General features: G+C 55.4%; 18 protein-coding genes. 14 read left to right on the top strand and 4 right to left on the bottom strand.

Translation table 11 applies throughout. The features are described 5' to 3' along the window. The first annotated feature begins 535 nt into the window (after nucleotides 1–535). From VFU50_20985 to VFU50_20950, 8 genes are all read left to right on the top strand, one after another. On the top strand, nucleotides 536–1,135 hold the full coding sequence (locus tag VFU50_20985; GenBank protein HEU5235345.1) for a sigma-70 family RNA polymerase sigma factor: 600 nt from the start codon (nucleotides 536–538) through the stop codon (nucleotides 1,133–1,135). Nucleotides 1,136–1,139: 4 nt separating this feature from the next. After that, nucleotides 1,140–2,051, top strand: coding sequence for a zf-HC2 domain-containing protein (locus tag VFU50_20980; GenBank protein ID HEU5235344.1), 912 nt, complete (start codon nucleotides 1,140–1,142; stop codon nucleotides 2,049–2,051). After that, entirely contained in the window at nucleotides 2,048–2,875 is an 828-nt protein-coding gene (locus VFU50_20975) for a B-box zinc finger protein (GenBank protein HEU5235343.1), read from the top strand. Before VFU50_20980 ends, VFU50_20975 begins: the two co-directional genes overlap by 4 nt. A gap of 2 nt (nucleotides 2,876–2,877) precedes the next feature. Continuing rightward, complete coding sequence (locus VFU50_20970) at nucleotides 2,878–3,264, top strand: DUF5668 domain-containing protein (GenBank protein ID HEU5235342.1); 387 nt, start codon at nucleotides 2,878–2,880, stop codon at nucleotides 3,262–3,264. After that, nucleotides 3,257–4,687: a DUF4097 family beta strand repeat-containing protein gene (locus tag VFU50_20965; protein ID HEU5235341.1), complete on the top strand. Its 1,431-nt coding sequence runs from the start codon at nucleotides 3,257–3,259 to the stop codon at nucleotides 4,685–4,687. Before VFU50_20970 ends, VFU50_20965 begins: the two co-directional genes overlap by 8 nt. 183 nt (nucleotides 4,688–4,870) lie before the next feature. Next, nucleotides 4,871–7,294, top strand: coding sequence for an ABC transporter permease (locus VFU50_20960; GenBank protein HEU5235340.1), 2,424 nt, complete (start codon nucleotides 4,871–4,873; stop codon nucleotides 7,292–7,294). Between the two features lie 226 nt (nucleotides 7,295–7,520). Beyond that, nucleotides 7,521–8,456, top strand: coding sequence for a hypothetical protein (locus VFU50_20955; GenBank protein ID HEU5235339.1), 936 nt, complete (start codon nucleotides 7,521–7,523; stop codon nucleotides 8,454–8,456). A gap of 201 nt (nucleotides 8,457–8,657) precedes the next feature. After that, nucleotides 8,658–9,134, top strand: a complete 477-nt coding sequence (locus tag VFU50_20950) for a VOC family protein (GenBank protein ID HEU5235338.1) — start codon at nucleotides 8,658–8,660, stop codon at nucleotides 9,132–9,134. A 693-nt stretch (nucleotides 9,135–9,827) separates the two neighbouring features. Here the strand turns inward: VFU50_20950 and VFU50_20945 are convergent. Next, nucleotides 9,828–10,256, bottom strand: coding sequence for a hypothetical protein (locus tag VFU50_20945; GenBank protein ID HEU5235337.1), 429 nt, complete (start codon nucleotides 10,254–10,256; stop codon nucleotides 9,828–9,830). 90 nt (nucleotides 10,257–10,346) lie between these two features. Between VFU50_20945 and VFU50_20940 the strand changes: the two genes are divergently transcribed. The 5 genes from VFU50_20940 (at nucleotide 10,347) to VFU50_20920 (ending at nucleotide 17,455) form a co-directional block, all read left to right on the top strand. Beyond that, nucleotides 10,347–10,760 carry a hypothetical protein gene (locus VFU50_20940; GenBank protein HEU5235336.1) on the top strand — a complete coding sequence of 138 codons (414 nt, stop codon included), beginning with the start codon at nucleotides 10,347–10,349 and terminating at the stop codon, nucleotides 10,758–10,760. Nucleotides 10,761–11,617: 857 nt separating this feature from the next. Beyond that, nucleotides 11,618–13,129: a cytochrome c peroxidase gene (locus tag VFU50_20935; protein ID HEU5235335.1), complete on the top strand. Its 1,512-nt coding sequence runs from the start codon at nucleotides 11,618–11,620 to the stop codon at nucleotides 13,127–13,129. Nucleotides 13,130–13,844: 715 nt separating this feature from the next. After that, nucleotides 13,845–15,431 (top strand): cytochrome c peroxidase, encoded by a 1,587-nt coding sequence (locus VFU50_20930; protein HEU5235334.1) that lies wholly within the window; start codon nucleotides 13,845–13,847, stop codon nucleotides 15,429–15,431. Between the two features lie 666 nt (nucleotides 15,432–16,097). After that, nucleotides 16,098–16,622, top strand: coding sequence for an Hsp20 family protein (locus tag VFU50_20925; GenBank protein HEU5235333.1), 525 nt, complete (start codon nucleotides 16,098–16,100; stop codon nucleotides 16,620–16,622). A gap of 338 nt (nucleotides 16,623–16,960) precedes the next feature. After that, nucleotides 16,961–17,455, top strand: a complete 495-nt coding sequence (locus VFU50_20920; GenBank protein ID HEU5235332.1) for a hypothetical protein — start codon at nucleotides 16,961–16,963, stop codon at nucleotides 17,453–17,455. 211 nt (nucleotides 17,456–17,666) lie between these two features. Here the strand turns inward: VFU50_20920 and VFU50_20915 are convergent, their stop codons facing one another. The 3 genes from VFU50_20915 to VFU50_20905 form a co-directional block, all read right to left on the bottom strand. Then, a complete protein-coding gene (locus VFU50_20915; protein ID HEU5235331.1) occupies nucleotides 17,667–18,038 on the bottom strand; it encodes a hypothetical protein in 372 nt (123 codons plus the stop codon). Between the two features lie 914 nt (nucleotides 18,039–18,952). Beyond that, nucleotides 18,953–19,687 (bottom strand): hypothetical protein, encoded by a 735-nt coding sequence (locus VFU50_20910; GenBank protein HEU5235330.1) that lies wholly within the window; start codon nucleotides 19,685–19,687, stop codon nucleotides 18,953–18,955. Nucleotides 19,688–19,875: 188 nt separating this feature from the next. After that, nucleotides 19,876–20,448 carry a hypothetical protein gene (locus tag VFU50_20905; protein HEU5235329.1) on the bottom strand — a complete coding sequence of 191 codons (573 nt, stop codon included), beginning with the start codon at nucleotides 20,446–20,448 and terminating at the stop codon, nucleotides 19,876–19,878. A 1,123-nt stretch (nucleotides 20,449–21,571) separates the two neighbouring features. On the opposite strand from VFU50_20905, the gene VFU50_20900 reads away from it, so the two are divergent. After that, nucleotides 21,572–21,844 (top strand): hypothetical protein, encoded by a 273-nt coding sequence (locus VFU50_20900; protein ID HEU5235328.1) that lies wholly within the window; start codon nucleotides 21,572–21,574, stop codon nucleotides 21,842–21,844. Nucleotides 21,845–22,444: the final 600 nt, after the last annotated feature.

Below are 22,444 nucleotides of genomic sequence, written 5' to 3'. Positions count from 1 at the left end.
ATGGGAATTCCAAGTTTTCAAACCCAAGATGTTGTATTCAGTTTTCCCCAAAGCGACACACTTTTCGGCAGAACTGCTTTGCTATCAACATTCGACGAAATGGAGGGGGAGGGGGAGGGGGACGGGGAGGGCAGGAATTTCCTGATTTCGTGATTTCGCGATTGAAAATCACACAATCACGAAATCACGAAATCGCGAAATTCAGACCCAGTAGAGAATCCAACGCTCTGCGGTCTCCCTGCTAGAATCCGTAAACTCCAAGATTTGTTGAACTTTCGCTGGACGGGTTGCGTATCTCGATGGCAAGTTGAGACATTCAGCCCAAACAGTTAAGAATCGGCGCGCGGGACGGATTCCGCCCAGCTTGGTACGATGCGCCCGTACGCCGAAGTTGTCGTCGACGCATAAGCTCGCACGTCATTCTTTGCTGGCCGCTGTGCCTTCTCCTGCACTGCGTCACCCTATGGTGATCACGCCAGTCCCGCAGCCGCGGTCGGCTGTGATCCAGGGCCCACGTGGAGGAAGCCAGAACCGGTTGGAAGAGAACGCGCTCACTGCGGCTTTGGTTCGGCGCTGCATCTCAGGCGATGCCGGCGCCTGGGAGGAACTCGTTCGCCAGCAGAATCGGCGTATCTACAACATTTGCTACAGGTTTACGGGATCCGGGAGCGACGCTGAAGATCTGACGCAGGAGGTCTTCATCCGCCTTTATCGAACGATGTCGAGCTACGAGCCGGAGAAAGGCTCCTTCAACACTTGGCTGACGACTCTGACCCGCAACATGCTGGTCGACCACTTCCGCCGTACCCGGCAGGAGCGCCTGACGGACTCGATGGACGCCGCTCCGGCGGCGGACGAGGACGCGCCAACGCTGTCCGAGAAAATCGAAGACCGCGCCCCCTCGCCCGACGCCCGGCTAGCCAGCAAGGAGACCCAGAAGATGGTCCAACAGGCGCTGCAGAAGGTGTCGCCAGACCTGCGGGAGGCGGTGATTCTGCGCGACTTACAGGACATGGATTATAAAGATATCGCCCTCACGCTGAAGGTGCCGGAGGGCACGGTGAAGTCCCGCATCAACCGCGGACGGGCGGAACTGGCAAGGGTTTTATCGCGTACTAATAAACAGGCCATATAAAGAAGTGGAACGGAACAGCCAATTCGGGAACACGGAACGAGCGCTCACCTGCTCTGAGTTCGACGCTCTGCTGAGCGACGCGCTCGACGGCGTGCTCACTCCGGCGTCGCAGCGGCGCTTCGATACGCATCGCGAGACGTGTGCCACTTGTGGTCCGCTGTTCGCCGAGACCTCTGCCGGAATGAATTGGCTGGATGTTCTGCCCGAAGTAGCGCCTCCGGCGAATCTGCTGCACAACATTCTCGCCGCCACTTCGATGCAGACGGCAACAGCTCTGGCCAATGCTCCCAAATTGGGATGGAAAGAACGCGTTCGCACCTTCGTCGCCGATGTAGCAGCGCCGTTCCGTCCGCTGATCCGCGAGCCGCGCATTGCCATGACTACTGCAATGGCCATCTTCTCGATCATGCTCTCGCTCGATGTGGCGGGAGTGCGGTTGAACGATCTGCGTCACATTGACCTTCGTCCCAGTGCAATTCGCCATTCAGCGACGATGAAGTACACCGAAGCCAGCAATCGTGTGATTAAGTACTACTACAGCCTCCGGACCGTTTACGAAGTTCAATTACAGCTACAGGAGCTGAAGCGGCTCGCCGGCAGCGGTGATGAAAGTCAGCAGCAGCAGCGTCCTAATCGCGATAAGACCGAAAACGAGAAGAATCGAGATCGCAAGCAGAATTACTACAGCATGGAACGACAGAACGTGCTGGTAGCGAAACGGAGTACCAACGAGTTGAAACAGGGCAGTACCAGAGAAACACGTGCCGCTTCAATCAGTACCGTCCGCGGTAGCGGATGGGTCACAAAAGCCATTGACGCGGACACAATTATCAGCAAGGCTGAACTTTTCAGCAGCACCGAGCTCTCCCGCGGTTTGTACCCGAGCGGTAATTCCATGAGGAGCGTACTCGCATGACCTGCGCCGTTCACACAGACCAGGTGGCAACCGCCTACTGCCGTACTTGTGGGAAAGCGCTTTGCCAAAGCTGCCAGCGCGACGTCCGGGGCGTGATCTATTGTCAGGATTGCCTCGCCGCGCGCCTTGAAGGCACGATTCCCGCCGCAGCAGCCAACGCGCCCAACGCGGTTTATCCGCCTGCGCCGAGTGGAGCTAGTCCCGGACTCGCGGCTGTGCTGGGTTTTATTCCCGGAGTTGGAGCTTTCTACAACGGGCAGTTCGCCAAGGGATTCGTTCACGTCTTCATCTTTGCCATTCTCTGCCACTTGGCAGATCGAGCCGATTGGTTGGGATGGCTGGTTGCCGTGTGGATCTTCTACATGGTCTTTGACGCCTACACGACGGCGAAGGCTCGCATGCTTGGCTTGCCGCTTCCCGATCATCTCGGCCTGAACGCTTTACTGGGCAGTTTCGGATTGGGAACTTCGGCGCACCAGCCGGTTGCTGCAGCGGCCGCAGCAGGAGCTGCGCCAGGTGCGCCGGTGTCGGGAGTAATGCCAGGATCGCCAGAGGTTAACCCCGGAGTTGTGGATCCGAATGCAGCTTCCGCGCAGGCGAACCAGCCTTACGCTCAAGATCCGCTGAATCTCTCGCGCTCGTGCGGGCCGATGGGATTGCCTCTCGGCGCAGTGATTCTGATCGCACTCGGCGTGTTGTTGCTGCTCGACAACCTCGGCGTCCTCTCGTTCCGCTGGACCGCAGAATTCTGGCCCATCGTGCTGATCATCCTGGGAGTATGGCTGGCGATGCGTCGCATGGGAACGACGCACGGAGGCAGCTAGCGATGTTCAATGACGGATATGGCGACTACTACGTCCGCAATCGCAATTGCCACTGCCCGCGCTGCATGGCCTACTGGATGATGGGTCCGGCGATTCTGATTACGATTGGTGTTCTGTTCCTGCTGGAGCAGTTGCATGTAGCGCCGTTCGGACGCACGTTTCCTATCCTGCTGATCGTGATTGGCCTGGTAAAGATCGCCCAGCGATCGGCTCCCGATATGGGACACGTGCAACCGACGCCCTATTATCCACCGGGATATTTCGAGGATCGGATTCGCAATGACATCCAGCGTCGAATGGATCAAGATATCGCGAGAAAGACCGGCGTTTCTCCTTCCGGACCAACGATTGAGGGGAATCCCCCGAACTCGGAGGTGAACCGTGGCTAGTCCGCAGACGCCTCCACCGCCGTATCAGTACGACCCACGCTATTACCGCCGCTATCGACGGCGCTCGATTGCGGGACCGATCATTCTGATTGCTATCGGTGTGATGTTCCTGCTCGCCAACATGCACGTAGTCAGTGGCGCGCGCATTGGATGGTTTTTTGCTACGTGGTGGCCGGCGCTGCTGATTCTGTTCGGCCTGATCCGGATCATCGAGTATGCAGTAGCTCGCAGCCAGGGCGGGCCGGCTCCGCGATTTGGAGGCGGAGCTGTGTTCTTACTGGTCCTGCTCGTGCTGATCGGCGTTTCAGCCTCCTCTGCGCGGCATTGGAACTGGCAGGCGATCAACGACAACGTTGACGTGAATCCCGGGTGGGATGGCGTCTTCGGCACGAAATACGAATTCACGCAGGAGCTCTCGCAGCCACTGCCGGCCAATGGATCGATCGATGTCGAGTCCGATCACGGCGCTGTCACGGTCCATGCCACGGATAATCCGAACGATCCGGTGAAGCTGGTCGTCCATCGGCACATCTCCGCCGATTCGCAGGACGCGGCCAACAAATACAACGATCAGCAGAAGCCAACGATGACCGTGGACGGCAACACGCTGCGCCTTGATTCCGGCGAACATGCTCCGCACGTGCAGGTCGGTTTCGTTATGGGACCGCGCATCGTCAGCGATCTCGAAATCTGGGCGCCGCGCAAGGCTCCGATTCAGATCAACGCCGCGCACGGAGATGTGAACCTCTCCGCGCGCGATGGAAATGTCAAAGTCAGTACCACCCATGGAGACATCCAGGTAAGCGACGTGAAAGGGAACGTCGACGTCACCACGCACAAAGGCGATGTACAAGTCAGCCAGGTGACCGGCGATGTCCACCTCGACGGCCGCGCCGATGACGTCACTCTGAGCGATATCTCCGGAGTCGCGCTGCTTGAAGGCGAATTCTTTGGCGACACGCGTTTGTCTCATATAGGGAAATCGGTGACCTTCCACAGCACGCGTACCGATTTGGAATTGGGCAAGCTTGCCGGCGACCTGGAGATGGATTCCGGCGATCTTCGCGTTACCTCGGCTTCGGGGTCCTTCCAGGTGCGCACGCGCGCCAAGGACATTCGCCTCGAGGACGTTTCCGGTGCGATCACGGTCGAGAACAGCCATGGTGAAGTCGAGCTGCACCCGAAGTCGCCGTTGGGAGACATCAAGGTGAGCAATCAGCAGGGCGCAATTCATGTGGTCCTGCCTGAAAATTCAAACTACACGGTCGATGCCCGCAGCAGCCGCGGCGATTTCGACAGCGACTTTCCTCTGAGTGTCACCAGAAGCGGCGATGATCAGGTAGCCGAAGGCAACGTCGGCAAGGGCGGATCGAAGCTGCAGCTCACGACAGATCACGGCAGTATCGAGATCCGCAAGGGTTGAAACTCAAACATTTTCAAAGGTCGATCCGTACATCGAATGCCCGCGATGGACAATGCATGTAACTCCACAGTAGCTTCTGCTACTGTGTTGTGAAGGAGATTCCAACGGCTGCATTGGGCAATCCAGTGCAGTCCATAATTGGTCGCCGTACAGATTTTCTTTCTTTGCGTCTATTCAACTGCTATGGACACACTTCTGAATGACGTTCGCTACGGCTTCCGCCGGTTGCGCAAGAGTCCTGGGTTTACGGCAATTGCCCTCCTGACTCTCACGCTGGGCATCGGCGCGAACACATCGATGTTCACGATTGTGAATGCGGTGCTTTTGCAGACGCTGCCGTTTCGCGATCCCGGTCAGATCGTCTTCGTGCGAGAAAAGCCGAAGCAAGGCTCCAGCGCGTTCGGCGGACTGGCGATTTCTCTGCCCAATCTAGAAGACTATCGCCAGCAGCAACATGCATTCGACGCGCTCTCAGCATGGATCTCACAAAGCGTAAACCTCACCGGCCAGGAGCACCCGGATCGAGTGATCGGAGGATTTGTCTCCGCCAATTTCTTCAGTGGAGTCCTCCAGGTATCGGCGCAGCGTGGACGAACATTCGTCGCCGGTGAAGATCAGCCCGGCTCTGAGCCTGTTGTCGTTATCAGCAATGGCGCGTGGAAGAGTCGCTTCGGCTCCGATCCGGATATCCTCGGCCGCAAGCTCACGCTCAACGGCGAATCGTTCACCGTGGTGGGAGTGCTTCCCGAAAATTTCGTCTTTCCCATTAGCGACGTGAGTGTGTGGCTTCCCATTCAGCACTACCCCAATTACAAGCTGGATCGCGGTGCTAAAGCACAGCTCGTCGTTGGACGCATCCATTCAGGCATCGGTCGGGCGGAAGCGCGCGAGCAACTGAATGTGATCGCGCAGAGAATTGGCGCGGAGTATCCGGAGTTCAGCAAGGACATTCATATTGAGCTCACTGGCGCAGCCGAGATGAACTCTGCAGGGGTGCGCACGTCATTGCTTGTACTGCTTGGCGCAGTCGGGCTGATTCTGCTGATTGGGGCATCGAATATCGCGAACCTTCTGCTGGCCCGCAGCCTTGCCCGCACCAAGGAGATCGCGGTTCGCATCGCTCTCGGCGCTTCGCGTGCAGACCTGGTTCGGCAGCTCCTTGCCGAAGCTTTGCTCCTCTCCCTGACCGGTGGCGTTATAGGATTGCTACTGGCGAAGTGGTGCACCGCATTGGTGGTCAGGTTGAGCGCTACGGCTCTGCCGCTGAGCACCGCTCCACCGCTCGATGTTCGCGTGCTTGCCTTCACGGCGGTAGTTTCGGTGCTGACCGGAATATTCTTCGGACTGCTGCCGGCCTGGCAAAGCTCCAATCCCGACCTACGCAACGCGCTCGCTTCAGCGGGCGGACGCGGCACCGAAAGCGCCGGCAGCACGCGATTACGCAGTGCGTTCGTGATCTCGCAAGTGGCAATTTCGGTCGTGTTGCTGGTAGGAGCGGGACTGCTGATCAAGAGTTTCCGCACTCTCGTGCACGTAGATCCCGGATTCGATTCCCGCAACCTGCTTACGGCGGAGTACCGGCTGCCGCGCAACAAGTATCCGAGGCTCGCCGAGCAGTTGAATTTTCACAAGCAGGTGGTCGAGAACGCGCGCCAGATTCCAGGCGTAATCTCGGCTGCGTCGGTACAGGCACTGCCTTTCAGCGGGAATTTCGACGACACAAAGTTTTCCATTCCAGGACGGCCGACTCCGGAAAAAGGTCGCGAGCCTCAGGCTAGCGTCAACTATGCCAGCCCTGAATACTTCACCACCATTGGACTCCCTGTCCTCCAAGGGCGCTCGTTTGATGAAGGCGATACGCAACAGTCTCCCAAAGTGGTCGTTGTGAACCGGACCTTCGCAAGGCAGTATTGGCCGAAAGGCAATGTTCTGGGCAGCAGAGTGCATGTGGTCGACGACAACTTCGACGCAACCATCATCGGCGTCGTAAGCGACAACAAGTATTTCAGCCTGCGCGACCAGCCCGGTCCAGCGATGTACTTCCCCACGGCGCAAAATGACCGGCAAATTTTTTCCACGCTGGTATTGCGGACAGCAGTCGATCCAATGTCACTGGCCGACGCGCTGCGGCAATCGATCTGGAAAGTCGATCCCGATCAACCGGTATGGAAGATTCGCACCGTCGAGTACCTCATCGAACGTGATCTCTCATCGGACAGGTTCGTAATGATTCTGATGATCAGCTTCGCGGCTTTAGCGCTGGTGCTGACCGCAATTGGAACTTACGGCGTAATCAGCTATTCGGTGACCCAACGCACGCAGGAAATCGGGTTACGCATGGCGCTGGGAGCGAGCTCGGCAGACGTTCTAACCTTGGTTGTAAAGCAAGGGATGAGGCTGTGCCTGATAGGCGCCGGAATCGGTACAGCTGCCGCATTGGCCGGAAGCCGATTCATACAGAAGCTTCTGTTCCAAGTCACTCCGACCGATCCGCTCACATTCGGCGCGGTCCTCATTGTCCTCTCGATCATTGCGTTCCTGGCTTGCTACCTGCCGGCGCGCCGGGCAGCGTCCGTGGATCCGATGATTGCTCTGAGATACGAATAACAAAGCTGGATGGAGCGGCAACGGGCGATCGTCTTTTGACAACCGCTTTAGATGATCGTGACATTTGCCGCAAGCCGCATGCATGAACTCGTGAGCCGGATGCGCAGCTGAACTGGACATGGGTGCCGGCGCGCACACGACATAGGACCCATAGGCCTTCCGAAGCTTCTTTCATATCTTTCACCTGCGGCGATCCCGACGACAGATATAATCGGCGTTCATCTCAATGGACAAAGCCCGCATTCGGCTCGCCCTCATCTTCTTATTCCTGCTCCCTCTGGCTTCCGCTCAGACGGCTTCTGTCGATAACGATCATGACGGCATGGCCGACGCACTCGAAGCCGTGCTGCTGGAACAGTTCCGTCCTTCATTCATGATCAGCAACGACGAATGCGACGTCCTTCCAGCAGAGATTTCTTCCGGAGTAGCTCTGCCTCGTGTGCTCGCGCGCAATGGCACGATTTACGGTCAAGCGACACCTCACGCGCAAGGCGAGGTGGAGTTGCACTATTTCCACCTTTGGTCACGAGACTGTGGTCGCCATGGTCATCCAGGAGACGTCGAGCATGTCTCAGCACTGATCGCCAGGCAGAAAGACGGCTCATGGCAAGCGCAGTATTGGTACGCAGCTGCGCATGAACAGACAGTTTGCGAGCGCAGCATGTTTGCCCACGCCGCAGAACTGCACGCACTTAATAAAGGACCCGCGGTTTGGATATCCGCGGGAAAGCACGCGTCGTACTTCAGTGGCGAGCTGTGCAACGGCGGATGCGGCGGCGATTCCTGTCGCGCTGCGCGCAGCGCTCCGGTCCTGCCGATAGTCAACTTAGGTGAGCCGGGAGCGCCCCTGAGTGGAGCAGTATGGACGAGTTCGTCATCGTCCCTCTGGCCGCTCGCCGCAAAAATGTCGTCGGACTTCAACCAAAATGTCATGGCGCAGTTGCAGACGATTCCAGCAACAGGTCCGGTGCGAATTTCTTCCAGTACTCCAGGAATGCAGAGAACCATCGCAGTGAGCAACACCACGTTCGGCAGTCTCGAACTGGCTCAAGGACAAACAGATAACGGGCTCGAAACGGCCAAAAGAAAAACCAGCAATGCCCTGCAGCGCAGCTATCGCGTGGTAAAGACATGGATCAGCCGTAATTCCGGCTCACACTAGTTTGGAACTTCATTGTGCACTTCTCTAGCTAATTGCCTCTCTCTCATGAATGATCTGATCGATCCCCCGCCAGCGATATGATGGGGAAGGGGAGCACGCGTGATGAGGATTTCGAGCGCCCGCACAGCATCACCTGTGCACGCGCACAAGGACCAAAGAAAAACCACAGCGTTCACCCTATCGAGCGCACGGACGAACTGAATGAAGCCAAAGAACACAATCTGCCTCTGGTTCGACAAAGACGCCCTTGAAGCGGCGCGCTTCTACGCCGCCACTTTCCCCGACAGCAAGGTCACCGCCGTTCACAACGCGCCCGGCGATTATCCCAGCGGTAAGAAGGGCGATGTCCTGACCGTGGAGTTCACGGTCGTGGGCATTCCCTGTCTCGGACTCAACGGCGGACCAGCATTCAAGCACAACGAAGCCTTCTCCTTCCAGATCGCGACCGACACTCAGGAAGAGACCGACCGCTACTGGAACGCGATCGTCGGCAATGGCGGCCAGGAAAGCGCGTGCGGCTGGTGCAAGGACCGCTGGGGACTCTCGTGGCAGATCACGCCGCGCGCCCTCACCGATGCACTTTCCGCCGGCGGCGGTGAAGCCAAGCGCGCCTTCGCTGCGATGATGACGATGAAAAAGATCGACGTCTCCGCCATCGAGGCAGCGAGACGAGACTAACGCGAACAGTCCGGCGCATGCTTAGCCGTTCCGGAACATTCGTAAGAGCTTTCCAACTCCGTCTGATCTGTGCTATCCGTGTTGGTTTTGTTTTGCTCCTTTTCTACGCCGTTCTACCCTCCCCCCTCCCCCTTTTTCGCCAAAATACATCTTTCAAAAGACTTAGCCTGGTTTTTTCGTACTTTTCCCAATTTTGTACCCAATATCTTGTATTCCGAAAATTCGAAGTACCGACATCTTGTTTATTACTATTTAGTAATTACGCTTTTCTGAGCCGTTCGCTTTGTGGCTCTGTGGCTTCGCAGCTCCGCAGCTTGTGACCATCGATAACGCTCAAACAATGAAGTACATACACGCGAAGTTTGGCGACAGCGAGCACCTGGGGTAACGCCGAATTGTGCACGGGGTAACCCCGAAATTTCCACGGGGTAACGCCGACTTTTCCACACGGTAACCCCGAGCTTCCATGGCGTTACCCCAGCAACCGTCATACAGCCAATGGATTCTCGTACTCTTTGCTTCATCATCGCCATTTGTTTTGCTGCTACTTTTTGCGCCTAACCTAGCCGCTCAGAGTCTAGAAGCTCAGCAGCTTGTGATCTGGCCTTTGCCTTTACTTCAGCCAGTAGCCAGTAGCCAGTAGCTGGTAGCTGGTAGCTGGTAGCTGGTAGCTGGTTCTCCTCTACTTCTGTGCTATGACGAAACAGGGCGAAAGTCAAGCGAAATCGCAACAGTAAAACCAGCCCCGTAGATTTTTGCGGACACACAACGGTACCCCTGATTAAAAAAGATCGGTGTGCAGTAGATGATCAGGCGTATGACCGGCTGCTTAATCTTAATAAAGACATCTGAGCTTTGCGGCTTCGTGGGCTTCGCTTTATACGACGGATGCCCTGGTCCCCAACACACAGATCCAACCTTTTCCGGTTGCGTTGTGATTTCAATGTGGGAAAAACCCGCTGCGGCGAACAACTCACGGTGCTCCTGGACATCGAGCAGCACCAAGCCGGGTTCGTGGCGCGTGCTTCTCAACCAGGGGTGAAATTGTCGAGCTTGCGCCTTATAGACTTCCGCAATAAGGACAAGCTTTCTTCCCATTTTCAAGGCTCTGCCGATTTTCACGCATGCCGTCCCGCGGCCTGGGGCAATCGGATCGCTTCTCGCGTGGGATGAGATTGAGTTATGCTCACACGCTCAGGACTCAGACGGTCCATGGGACAAGATATTTCTACTGCCGCTGCGAAGCGCGTTGCGAGACAACCGTATCTTTGGGGAAAGTTTCAAGCGTGGCTGGCATTGCCTACAGCCGTCGCTCTATACCTTGTTGCATATGACGTTCGGGGCTGGCAAAGATACTTTGACTGGATTCTGTGCGTCGTGTGCCTCATCGTTTGGCGCGGCCTCAGTCATAAACGACGCTATGGTCTCGTTCTTTTTTATCTGATAGCTCTGGAGGCATACGCCAATTTTGCGTGGCTGATGGAGCATAGTCTCGCAACGCATCACATGGACCTCTTCTGGCTTCTTCAGTCATCCTTCTTCTGGCGGGGGATGATCTGGACCACGATTCTGTATCTAATCCCCTGTACTCTCTACTATCCCAAGCGGTGGAATGAGTTTTCGTGAAGGCCTCTAGAGGCCTCCGCCTAAGCGTCGCATAATTGCGGAACTGCAAATCGGAACGTGAGTGCCGGCGGCACGGCAGATGATAGCTCAGGGTGAAGCGAATCGCGGAACCGTGGATAACAGCGGAAGGAATCAATTCCACCCTGCCGCAGGCTATCCCGGAGCGCGACAGCGCGGAGCCATAAAAGAAGCCCATTTTTTTTAGCGCTCCGCGATGCTGCGCGCGCGCCCTCGGCAGAGAGGAATTTGATTTTGTTCGGTTTCCCATCCCAGGGCTCCCCAACGGCAGGTCCGCCCTGGGCTGTCATCTTCCGTGCCTCCGGCACTGAGAGTCGTGGATTCCACGCTGAGCTGTCATCTGCCTATGGCACTCGCTGCGCAGCGCTGCGGCTTTGCGGCTTGTTTTCTAATTTTTGTACGTTTTACCGCACAGCCGCAGCGTGTGCATGCTTGCCTGCCAGATAGAAATGCAGATTTCCGGCATGTTTTGGCGATCTGGCTCTAATTTTTGTCCGGATTTCCGCACACACGAAGCACTTGCTCCTGCGAACACGTTTTTGCCGTCTCCGTGTGATCCGTAGCATCCGCGCAATCCCGTGTGATCCGTGGCGTGTGTTGCTTTTGGCTTAGCCGAGTGCCGAATGCTGATAGCCGGTTTCTCTTAGCTCAGCAGCTTAGAAGCCTCGCGGCTTAGCAGCTTGTTTTCCTTTTCGGGAATCACCAGCGCACATTGTCATCATCCGTGCCCACCAGTCAGGCAAGAAAAAACAAAGTCTTTGCCTGTACATCCCAGAGCAGCAACTCTGAATCAGAGTTGTTCGTATTCAGAGTTCCCCTGCGGATAGGAGTACGGGTACATGAACGCCGACCCCCTCGATCCCTTTGTTGAGCGCGCAGGCTTTCCCCAAAATTTGTTTTTCGCGTGGTGCTGCCTGGCCGCGATCTTTTTAGTTGTGGTGGCGATTGCCGGATGCGGCGGCGGATCATCCGCTTCACCGGAGACTGCAGTTACTCGAACCCCACCTCCTCCGCCACCCCCGCCGGCACCGTCGATCGCAAGCGTGACTGTCACGCAACACACCAACTTTGGCCTCGACCAAATCACATTCACGATTACTGGAAGCAATTTCCTGCCGGGCGTGACCGGGATCATCCACCCACAGGGTCCGGGCATTTTGTGCTGTTCAGACATACAGGTTGGCGGGCTCAATGCGGCCGGCGCCATCGTAGCCACAATCCCAGGACGCTCCGCGACGGCCTCCAGCACCGTGAGCGTCACCGTCCGGAATCCGAACAACACGCAATCCCAAGGCGTCTCCGTGGACATACCGTTCCCGCCGCCACCCAATCTGCCGAACGTCATGTTCGACTACGTGGGCTATGCGGTCACCAATCTTCCGCCGCACTACAAAGATCCCAATTCGCCGGCAGGGAACCTTGCGGGCACCGACAATACGCCTGCCACGAATCCGATCACGAATGCCGGCGCGACGCTCGGCCGTGTCCTGTTCTATGACAGGCTGCTCTCGGCCAACAACACCACCTCGTGCGGTTCATGCCATCAACAGCAGCTCGGATTCGGAGATATCAACCAGTTGAGCGTCGGCTTTCAAGGCGGCCTGACAAAGCGACGCAGTATGACCCTTTCCAACGCCAAGTACTACCAGCGCGGACATTTCTTCTCGGACGAGCGCGCCGCCACGCTCGAAGACCAGGTCTTGCAGCCGATCCAAGATCCCATTGAGATGGGCAACAGTCTTTCCACGCTGATACCAAAAATGGCGCAGACCACCTACTATCCGGGCCTCTTCCAGGCGGCATTCGGCACGCCCGACATCACGCCCGATCGCATGTCATTCGCGCTGGCGCAGTTCATACGCTCCATGGTCAGCTACCAGTCGAAGTTCGACCAGGCATTCGCAGCAGGCACAAACGGCAATCCGAACTTCGCCGCTGTGTTCACTGCCTCAGAGCAGCACGGTCAAGCGCTGTTCACCAGCCTGGGCTGCGCACAGTGTCACACCACCGGCGGACACGTGAGTGACACAATCCACAACATTGGCCTGGACCTGGTGACCCAAGATGCCGGTGCCGGCTCGGGAAAGTTCAAGGCGCCGTCACTGCGCAACGTCGGCGCAAGAATATGGTTCATGCACGACGGCCGCTTTGGGGCATTGCAGCAGGTGATCGACTTTTACAACAACGGCGTGCAGGATAATCCTGACCTGGACCCGCTGCTTCGCAACTCAGATGGAACGGTGCGCAGGCTGAATCTGTCATTTTCGGACGAACAAGACCTAGTCAATTTCTTGAATACTCTGACGGACAACACGTTCCTGAACGATCCGAAGTTCGCCGACGTGTTCTGAGCGCAACATCATTGTCGAAGTTGCTACCGCAATGATTTCTTGCTGTTGCCGTTCAGCTTCGTGGCTCCGTAGCTTCGCGACTCGTGGGTTGTTTTGCCTTTGCTGTTGGCTTGCGGGTTAGCCAGCAGCTGGCAGCTTAGGAGCTCAGCAGCTTCCTTTTTAATTTTTGTACGAATTTCAGCACACACGAAGCACTTGCTCCTGCGAACACGTTTTTGCCGATCTCCGTGTGATCCGTGCCGTGTATTGCTTTTGGCTTAGCCGAATGCCGCATGCTGATAGCCGGTTTCTAGCTCAGCAGCTTAGAAGCTTAGCAGCTTGTTTTCCTTTTCGGGAATCACCAGCGAACCTTGCCACGATCGTGCCGACAAGTCAGCCAAGAAAAACAAAGGACCGAACTTCAGCCCGCGTCTTTTCTTAGTACATCCTGCCGCCGGAGCTCTGAATCAGAGATATTCGTATTCAGAGTTCCCCTGCGGATAGGAAGTACAATTCCTTGAACTCGGGCCCCCTCTTTCTTTTTGTTGATCGCGCAGGTTTTTCACAAAATCTGTTTCTCACCTGGTGCTACCTGGCCGCGATGTTTTTGTTTGCGGCTGCGCTTGCCGGGTGCGGCGCATCAGGTGCCGCTTCAGCGGCGCCTGCGGTCAATTCAACCCAACAACCTGCGCCCCCGCCACCTCCTCCACCACCCCCGCCCGCTCCCGTGCTCACCATGACTGTGCAAGGAGCGACTAGCGTGCGTGCAGGAACCACGAGCGTTTTCACCGCTGTGTTGTCAGACGGCACCACGGCCGTCGTCCAGTGGTCGGTGAACGGTGTCAACGGTGGAAGTGCCGCCTTCGGTACGATTGACTCATCGGGCCGCTACACGGCCCCAACCATCTTGCCCTTTGCCCGGACCGTGACTATCGGCGCGGTGCAATCAGCGTCGCCGTCCTTGAGCGCGAATCTTAGCGTGCAACTTGTAAGCGAAGTGCCGACACCGTCGATCGCAAGCGTGAGTGTGACGCAACGAAGCGGCCTGGTCACATTCACCATTACCGGCAGCAATTTCATTCCCGGCGCAATCGCGATCATCCAGCCACAGGGCCCAGGCATTTTGTGCTGTTCAGTTGATTTCGGCGGCACGCTCACCGCGCCCGGCGTCATAGCATTCACACTCGGAGGAGGCTCCCAGACAGCCTCCAGCACCGTGATCGTCTCGGTCCGGAACCCAAACATCAATGCCACTGAATCGCAAGGCTTCTCGGTGGTCCTACCGTTCCCGCCTCCACCCAATCTGCCGAACGTCATGTTCGACTACGTGGGCTATGCGGTCACGAACCTTCCGCAGCACTACAAGAATCCCAATTCACCGGCCGGCAACCTTGCGGGCACTGACAATACGCCTGCCACGAATCCGATCACCAATGCCGGCGCGACGCTCGGCCGTGTATTGTTCTATGACAAGTTCCTCTCGGCCAACAACACAACGTCGTGCGGTTCATGCCATCAACAGCAGGACGGATTCGCAGATCCCAACCAGCTGAGTGTCGGCTTTCAAGGCGGCCTGACGACGCGCCGCAGTATGGGCCTTTCCAACGCCAAGTTCTACCAGCGCGGACATTTCTTCTCCGACGAGCGCGCCGCCACGCTCGAAGAACAGGTCTTGCAGCCGATTCAAAACTCCATTGAGATGGGCAACAGTCTTTCCACGCTGATACCGAAAATGGCGCAGACCACCTACTATCCTGGCTTGTTCCAGGCTGCATTCGGCACGCCCGACATCACGCCCGATCGCATATCGTCGGCGCTGGCGCAGTTCATACGTTCTATGGTCAGCTACCAGTCGAAGTTCGACCAGGCATTCGCAGCAGGCACGAACGGCAATCCGAACTTCGCTGCTGTGTTCAATGCCTCAGAGCAGCACGGTCAAGCGCTGTTTACCAGCCTGGGCTGCGCGCAGTGCCACACCACCGGCGGACACGTGAGTGACACAATCCACAACATTGGCCTGGACCTGGTGACCCAAGATGTCGGCGCCGGCTCGGGAAAGTTCAAGGCGCCGTCGCTGCGCAATGTCGGCGCAAGAATATGGTTCATGCACGACGGCCGTTTCGAGGGATTGAGCTCGGTGATCGACTTTTACGACAACGGCGTACAGAACAATCCTGACCTCGACCCGCTTCTTAAAAACTCAGATGGCACCGTTCGAAAGCTGAACCTGTCATCTACGGACAAACAAGACCTCATCAATTTCTTGAATACTCTGACGGACAACGCGTTCCTGAGTGACCCGAAGTTCGCCAGCCCCTTCTGAGCACAGCAGCGTTGAAGGAGTTGCTACTTCAATGATTTTTGCCGTCGCCGTTCAGCTCCGTAGCTTCGCGACTCGTGGGTTGTTTTGCCTTTGCTGTTGGCTTGCGGGTTAGCCAGCAGCTGGCAGCTTAGGAGCTCAGCAGCTTCCTTTTTAATTTTTGTACGGATTTCTGCACACACGAAACACTTGCCCCCGCGAAGACGTTTTGTCGACGCTTCCTCCCTTTTCCCCGTGTAATCCGTGAGCATCCGTGCGACCACCCCAGCAACGAAAACGAGTTGCCGGGGAGGCCGGAGCGATCCCGTGTCGTGTGTTGCTTTTGCTTTAGCCGAGAGCCGAATGCCGATGGCGCTTTTGCCTTTGCATTTGCCGTTGTTTTTGGCTGGAAGCTTGCAGCTAGTAGCTTCAACGGTGTTGCCTTTGCTTTAGCCGGAAGCCACTAGCCGACTTGCTCGCAGCTCAACAGTCCTCGTTGGCATGCATACAGCCCGTGACATTGAACCAGCTCTGCTTTGGTCCTAGAGTGTTGGCATCCATTTCTTCCTGTCTTACTGCAACAGATCTCCAATTCGAGTTGCAGCCGGACAAACCCTCGTCGAAAGCCTATTTCCAGAAAGTCACATTTAACCGACCCAACCCAGGGTTCCAGAAAAGGAGAAGCCAAAAATGAAAGGTCAAGCGGCATTCGCTCCCGCAGCGAGTCCCACCGTCATCACCATGCCAGAGCCGACCAGCACCTTCGATCACACTTTGACAGAGCTTTATAGCGAGATCTCAAATCGCGCCTATGAACTATTTGCGCAGCGCGGATACACCCACGGACAGCACTTCGACGATTGGCTGCGCGCCGAATCAGAGATACTACAGCCGGTTCCGGTCGAAATTGCCGACAATGATGAAACACTGACCGTGCGGGCTGAAGTGCCTGGTTTTACGCCAAAGGATCTGGAAGTCAGAGTCGAGCCAACGCGACTCTTGATCCGCGGAGAGGCAGAAAAGAGCAAGCAGAGATCGGCGGGTAGAACGATCTACAGCGAAACGCAGAAGAACCAGCTCTTCCGAGTGTTGAACCTTCCCACGAAAGTGAATCCCGATAGAGTGACAGCAAGCGTGCAAGACGGCGTGCTCCACATCACCTTACCCAAAGCCACAACAACGAAAGCAAACAGAGTAGAAGTGAAAGCCGCTTAGACGAAACGCAAACCCGGAAAATTCAAAACCAAAACCAGGAGCGATCGGATTGACGTCCGTCGCTCCTTTTTGTTCAGGGTTCGCGACTTGTTCAGGGTTCGTGACGAGCCGCGAAGACGGCTTTTCCTGAGCCAGCGCCAGTGGTTGAAGAATGAGAATGAAGGTGAGAGTACCAGCAAGAATCGAGTTGCGCATGAATGAGCCCTAATTGTGAGGTGAGGGGGAGCGGACTCGAAAATTATTAAGCGGCACACCCTGATCTGCCAGGAAACCAAGGGCGAAACCAAAAGACGGCAATGAAAGAGGGTGACGGGCTCTCCGTTTTATAAACTGTTTGAGTGTCAGACCGCCAAGCCATCGAGCGACTCAACTCGGTGAAGTACATTTATCTTCGCGAGCTTTACGAGCCGAAGGACAATTCACTGAGGTTGGTCGTCGAGGAAGCCGTCGCAAATGAGTTCGCTGTCCCACAGGCGCAACTTCCCGAGCTGCAGCACATCATCGCTGATGCGCGTCCAATCGAATCAATCGAGGGCTGTCGCAAATTCGAGCTGTATTGGAGGCACTACGTCGCATTTTTGGTTACTGAAGAGCTGGTGGGTTCCAACGCAAGAGATGGGTACAGCGACGAATCGTACACCGGCACAATACTCCGACGTTACAGCAAATCGCACTTCCTTGATCACATCGCTAAGGACACTGGCGGGCATCTAGGCGAGATTCAGCACCACAAGCTGATCTGTCTGAATCATCTGATTGACGTCGCCGCATACTCTGCGCCGGAAGTTCAGATTCTCGATTCTGATTCAAAACCTACAACTCGCCCTCAATAGCCAGGAAACAACAAAGCGGGACAACCTCAACAAAGTGCGACAGCCTGAAAGCCTGTCGCGGTAAATGATTCCCGAACCAGGAATCAACAACCTACAGACAGCGGCTTTCGTGTAAGTTGTTGATTCTTCGTTCCAGAAAATCTATCTCCGACAGGCTCTTAGGATGTCCCCGATTTCTCCCCCCGGTTCCGGCGATTTGTCCGTAGCTTCCTCAACGCGATTTGCTTCCGTTGGCGAAATGCAGGAAAACGTCATATGCCCAGCGGCTGGTAGAGCTATGCGCAGCGTCATCCACCTTAGATCTGAATCGAAACATGTTACCGTATCCATCCTTCCACTTGTGCTCTTGATACTTTAAGTCAATTGAAGATACGTTAAGCTGCGGAAGTGTGGAGAGTTCATCGGACTCGGAAATGCCGTTGTGATTACGATCGATCCATAGGCGCAGTCTCGTGTATACAACATCGCGCGCGTCAATCACTCCATCGTCGTTGCCGCCGTTTTCGGTTTTGTCGAATTCTGCGAGTGCAAGAAACCCGTTCGGATTCGACGATGGCGGTTGATCAGTAGTATCGCCAAACATCTCTTTAGCGCTGTCAATCTCGCCATTCCCGTTCCGGTCAAGTACCAACCATGCATTACTGCAGCCGAGATCGGTCCACGAAACGCGGACAGGCGTACCGGTTGCAAAGAAATCAAAGCTGACGCCATGTGCTACATCACCGAGGCAGAACCCGCTGCCGTCAGTATCGATGATTATTGGGCTACCCTGCCAATAGCAGCACGCACCGTCGTCAACCGCGCCGTCTGGGCAGCCGTTCTTATCAGTTCCTCCAGACGAGCACGGATCAGCAGGAAATTCGGTGTACGGATCCTGGGGACAATAGGAAGTGTCGGGGCAGGAATTACAGATGCAATTCGTGGCGTCCCAATCCGCGCAATTCGAAGGGAAAACTTGGCAAGGTGCACTACAGGTCCCGTTACGACAAACGTCTGAGGACTGGCAGCAATCGGAGTCCGCCGTACATGACCTTCCTTCCGGAGCACATGCCAGACACTGGCCGCTCGAACAAATCATGGGGGAACAACAGTCGCTTGACGTGTTGCAGGCGTCGCCTCCGCTTGCACAACAATTGCCGTTGTCAACTGCGATAAAGCCGCTCAAATCCTGGCAGCTCGGACAAGGCGAACCACAAGTACTCTCCGCTGTGCAGGAAACACTAAATGGTTGAGGTGTCTTGGTACCGGTCCCGTTACCAGTTATGATAAAGTCTGCACAATTGTTGGGAAGAGTACAAGAGCTTTGATTATCACTGCAGCATGTTTGGTCGGTGTTAAAGGTTTCGCAATTACCAAATTGCCCATATACAGTCCTAGGATGCATAAACAAAACGACCGCCAAAACCAGAATTGTAGTAGCTCTGAGTAGCAACAAGAGTGAACGCATCGGTAAACCTCTTCGTAGATCTTATTCCCGCATTGCGAAAGCACGTGGCCCTAATCCGCACTCGTAGTCGATCGGAACTCATCCACGCTAATATTCGTGTATTTGCCGTCAGAACCAAGCTTCTGGAAATTGTTAGGGGCCCATCTCGTTCCATCAGCGAAGTAGAAAAAGCTGAGTTTAACCATGCAGCTGCTAATTGTTGATACTGGGCCCTTGGCTGCGAGAGCCCCTTTTAGCGAGGCGTAATACGGCTCGACTGAAACTGTCAATTCTTCACCTGGGAGAAGGCTTAAAGGAGGAGTATCAGATGACCCTTTAACGGTGTGCCTCGCGATCGGAGAATAGTGCTCTGGCCTTTGTCCAAGCGTAATTGACTGGGCAACTCCTGGGTGCTCGGCGGTGATCGTTTCCGGAAATAAGAGTAGAATACTTCCGCCAACGATTTTCTTATTTGACACATTTTTGATTACGACTTTGATGTCCTTAATCCAGTTTTCACTGTCATTCGGCAAGAACGGTTTACCATCCGTTGGTCTGAACGGCGGGGTTGCGGAAATATCCCGACCGTCTTCCATGATCCCGACTACACGAACCGGATCATCTCGTGTGTAACGCTCTAAGCGGACGGTTTTCGATCCGGGAACGTGAGCGGCTTGAATTTCCCGTTGGCGCCTTAGTACAGCGGAGTTCTGCTCAGGAGAGGCCTGTTGGGCTGCTAGCGAAGCCGCCATAACACAAAGAAAATAAGTCAGCAGTCTTGTAGCAATCATCAATCTATACATCATGTTTTCGTCCTCTCATCTTTGGTCGCTGTGGCTGATGGTCCACCTACCTATTGATCGGGCTCGGCTTTAAGGCTCCCCTTATCGCATCCAGCACTCCAGTCTCATTCTCGCTTCACATTAGCTGACGAACAGGGTTCCAAATCGGTCATCTCAGGTGCCAGCTTTCATATCCTACTCCGATCACGTAGTCAGCCGATTGGGGAATGCTTGAACATCGTCATCTTCGCTTTTTTGGAGTCTGCTCTATTCTGGATGACTGATAGCACTTCAGCTTCTCGTTCAGGCGGTAATTTGCCTACCCACACATTCTTAACTACACCGTTTTTATCCACAAGAAGGAGCGTAGGTGTACCAGATATGCCTACTGTTGAAAGTTGCTCTTGCACGACATCGTCAACATGCACACCCAACTTAGTTAGATAAGCTCTGGAGTCATTCACAGTTTGTGGTAACACTGCAACGAGTTTCACATTTCCCGAAGCAGCTGCGGACAATCTTTTGAAAAACGGAGCACTATCTGTACAAAAGTGACAGGTCGTTTGCATCCCCAGAATTAGGGTCCGATCGTTGGCTCTCCAATCAACAGGGAGAGAAGAATGTGCTAGGTTCGCGCCGACCTGACTCTGTGTTCGCGCAAGAGATGACTGGGCTGCTCGGGGAGGGGAGTTAAAGCTTCCTCTGATAAACACGAAACAAGCTACCGAGGCCAGTACAATGGTTGCAACATTCGCGGCTACCTCAAGCTTTGTTGAGAGTTTCATTGAAACACCCCTGATCGAAATCTGTTTTACTAAGAATCACGCAGCAAACGATACTGCGGAGTAAGCTAATCCTTCAACCTACCGCGTCCGACACTTTCGTACACGTTCGGATATTTTTGGAGGATTCTCTACGCAGCGGCTCCTTTGGACAGAGCTTTTGAGGACGCACTGCCCGACTGATGCAGGGACTCCACGCAGAGAAGTTTTCTCCCACTCGGAAGCGTCATCCAGTGCACCCATTGTTTACTCATCCAGTAATAGATCGTGGACCAGCTTACTCCTGTCATGGCGAGAACCCGATAAATGGGCATAAAATGCGTCTCCTTGTTGCATCGCTCACAGTGAAATCGACAGATGTTGAGCATCGCTCAAGTCTCCTTAAAAGCTAGAATTGCGTTCGCACGTGGAGTTGGACCGTCCGCTCGGAAGCAAGCGCCGATCACACCTGTTTCGCGCAGACCGACTTGCTACCTTCAGAGCCGAGTCAAAGTGTTTTAAGGTTTCCTTTTTAAATGCAGCTGTGGCGCGAGCTGCAAATCGTCGCGATGACTGCCGAGGGGCCCAAGGGAACGAATAGCAATCCGGGGCATCTTAGCAGCTGCGACTGTGGTAACGTTGCTCGAATTACTGCGTATAGCAACTTCTTACAAAATTGAAAATAACTGGCGGAATTCTGCCTGTTTCATGCCAGTTTTCTGGAAGGAATTTGCATTACCTGAGTCAGCAGGCATTACGAAATCGTAAAGGCGTTTTGCAACACGAAAAACGAATAACGCATGGGGACAACCCGATCCGCCGTTTTGCTTCCTGACGGTGCCCCTCCCACAAAGCCGCTCGCACCGCACCTTCAGATACCCTCTTCCTCGCGCTCGATACGTCTGAGAAGAGCGGCAATCGGCAGTCGGCTTTCGGCTGTGAGCAAGCTGCTAAGCCTCTAAGCTGCTGAGCTGCTAGCTAACTGCGAACGGCAATGGCAACACAAGAAAAGCTGCAGTCGGCACTCGGCACTCAGCTTCCAGCCAAAACAACGGCAACAGCAAGCAGGAAAACACCCTCATAATCGCGAGAGATGGTTCAGCGTGTTGGGTTGCATCCGAAGCCGCGTCCCCGATTCATTGAACCAATGGAGTGTCAGCGCGTCGCCAAGCTGCCGGAGGGCGAGCAGTGGGTCTATGAACCCAAGCAGGACGGGTACCGCGTGATTGCGGTAATCGACGGCAACACGACGGTGCTGCATTCCATGTCTGGCCTCAACTACACAGCGAAATATCCGCAGATTGCGGAGGCGTTGAAATGGCTGAAGCTCAAAGAGGCTGTGTTCGATGGTGAAGTGGTTGCGCTGGACGAATCCGGGAGGCCGGAGAAGTGCGGGAAACCTGACCGCGCTATTTCCTGATGGGATCTAGTCGGCATACACCTCTTGTCGTGGATTCAGTGCCGGAGGCACGGCATGCGTCCACCCCAGTAACCGCAACAGCGGCGCTTGCTGGGGGCCCCGGTGAAAACCCAGGACAAAGTCTTGGGTCAGCAACAAAAAAAGTTCGAGTCCCGGAGGGACGGCACCGTTGAAAGCGACGGTTACGGACGATGGACTCCCGTTTTCCGCGATTTGGATTGTGGCTCTGTTGAATCCTACGTTCGCGGAGGTATCGTCCCTGCGGGACTCATGTTTAAAACCAATCGCACCCAGGACTTTGTCCTGGGCTTTCACATGTTGTGCCTCCGGCACTGGGAAACATAGAAACATGGGGCCAGAAAGCCATTTCTTCACAGCTTCCAGACGGGACGTTTCCCCAAATGGGGAAGGATAAGGAGAATACGTTCCGTCTGTCGCCGGTTTATTGTTCACTTACGGGCGACCGTTGACAACACCATCTGCACACCAGGAAGGTCGCGGCGCGTGTCACCCGCGATTGTCCCATAGACACCCGATGGCAGCGCAGCCGTCGCTGCCCCAACGACTACGCCGTAGCATCCATTCGTCGCCTTCGTGGTA

Source organism: Terriglobales bacterium (assembly GCA_035764005.1).
In the GTDB taxonomy this organism is placed as follows: domain Bacteria; phylum Acidobacteriota; class Terriglobia; order Terriglobales; family Acidobacteriaceae; genus Gp1-AA112.
This window is presented reverse-complemented; position numbering and strand designations above follow the sequence as displayed.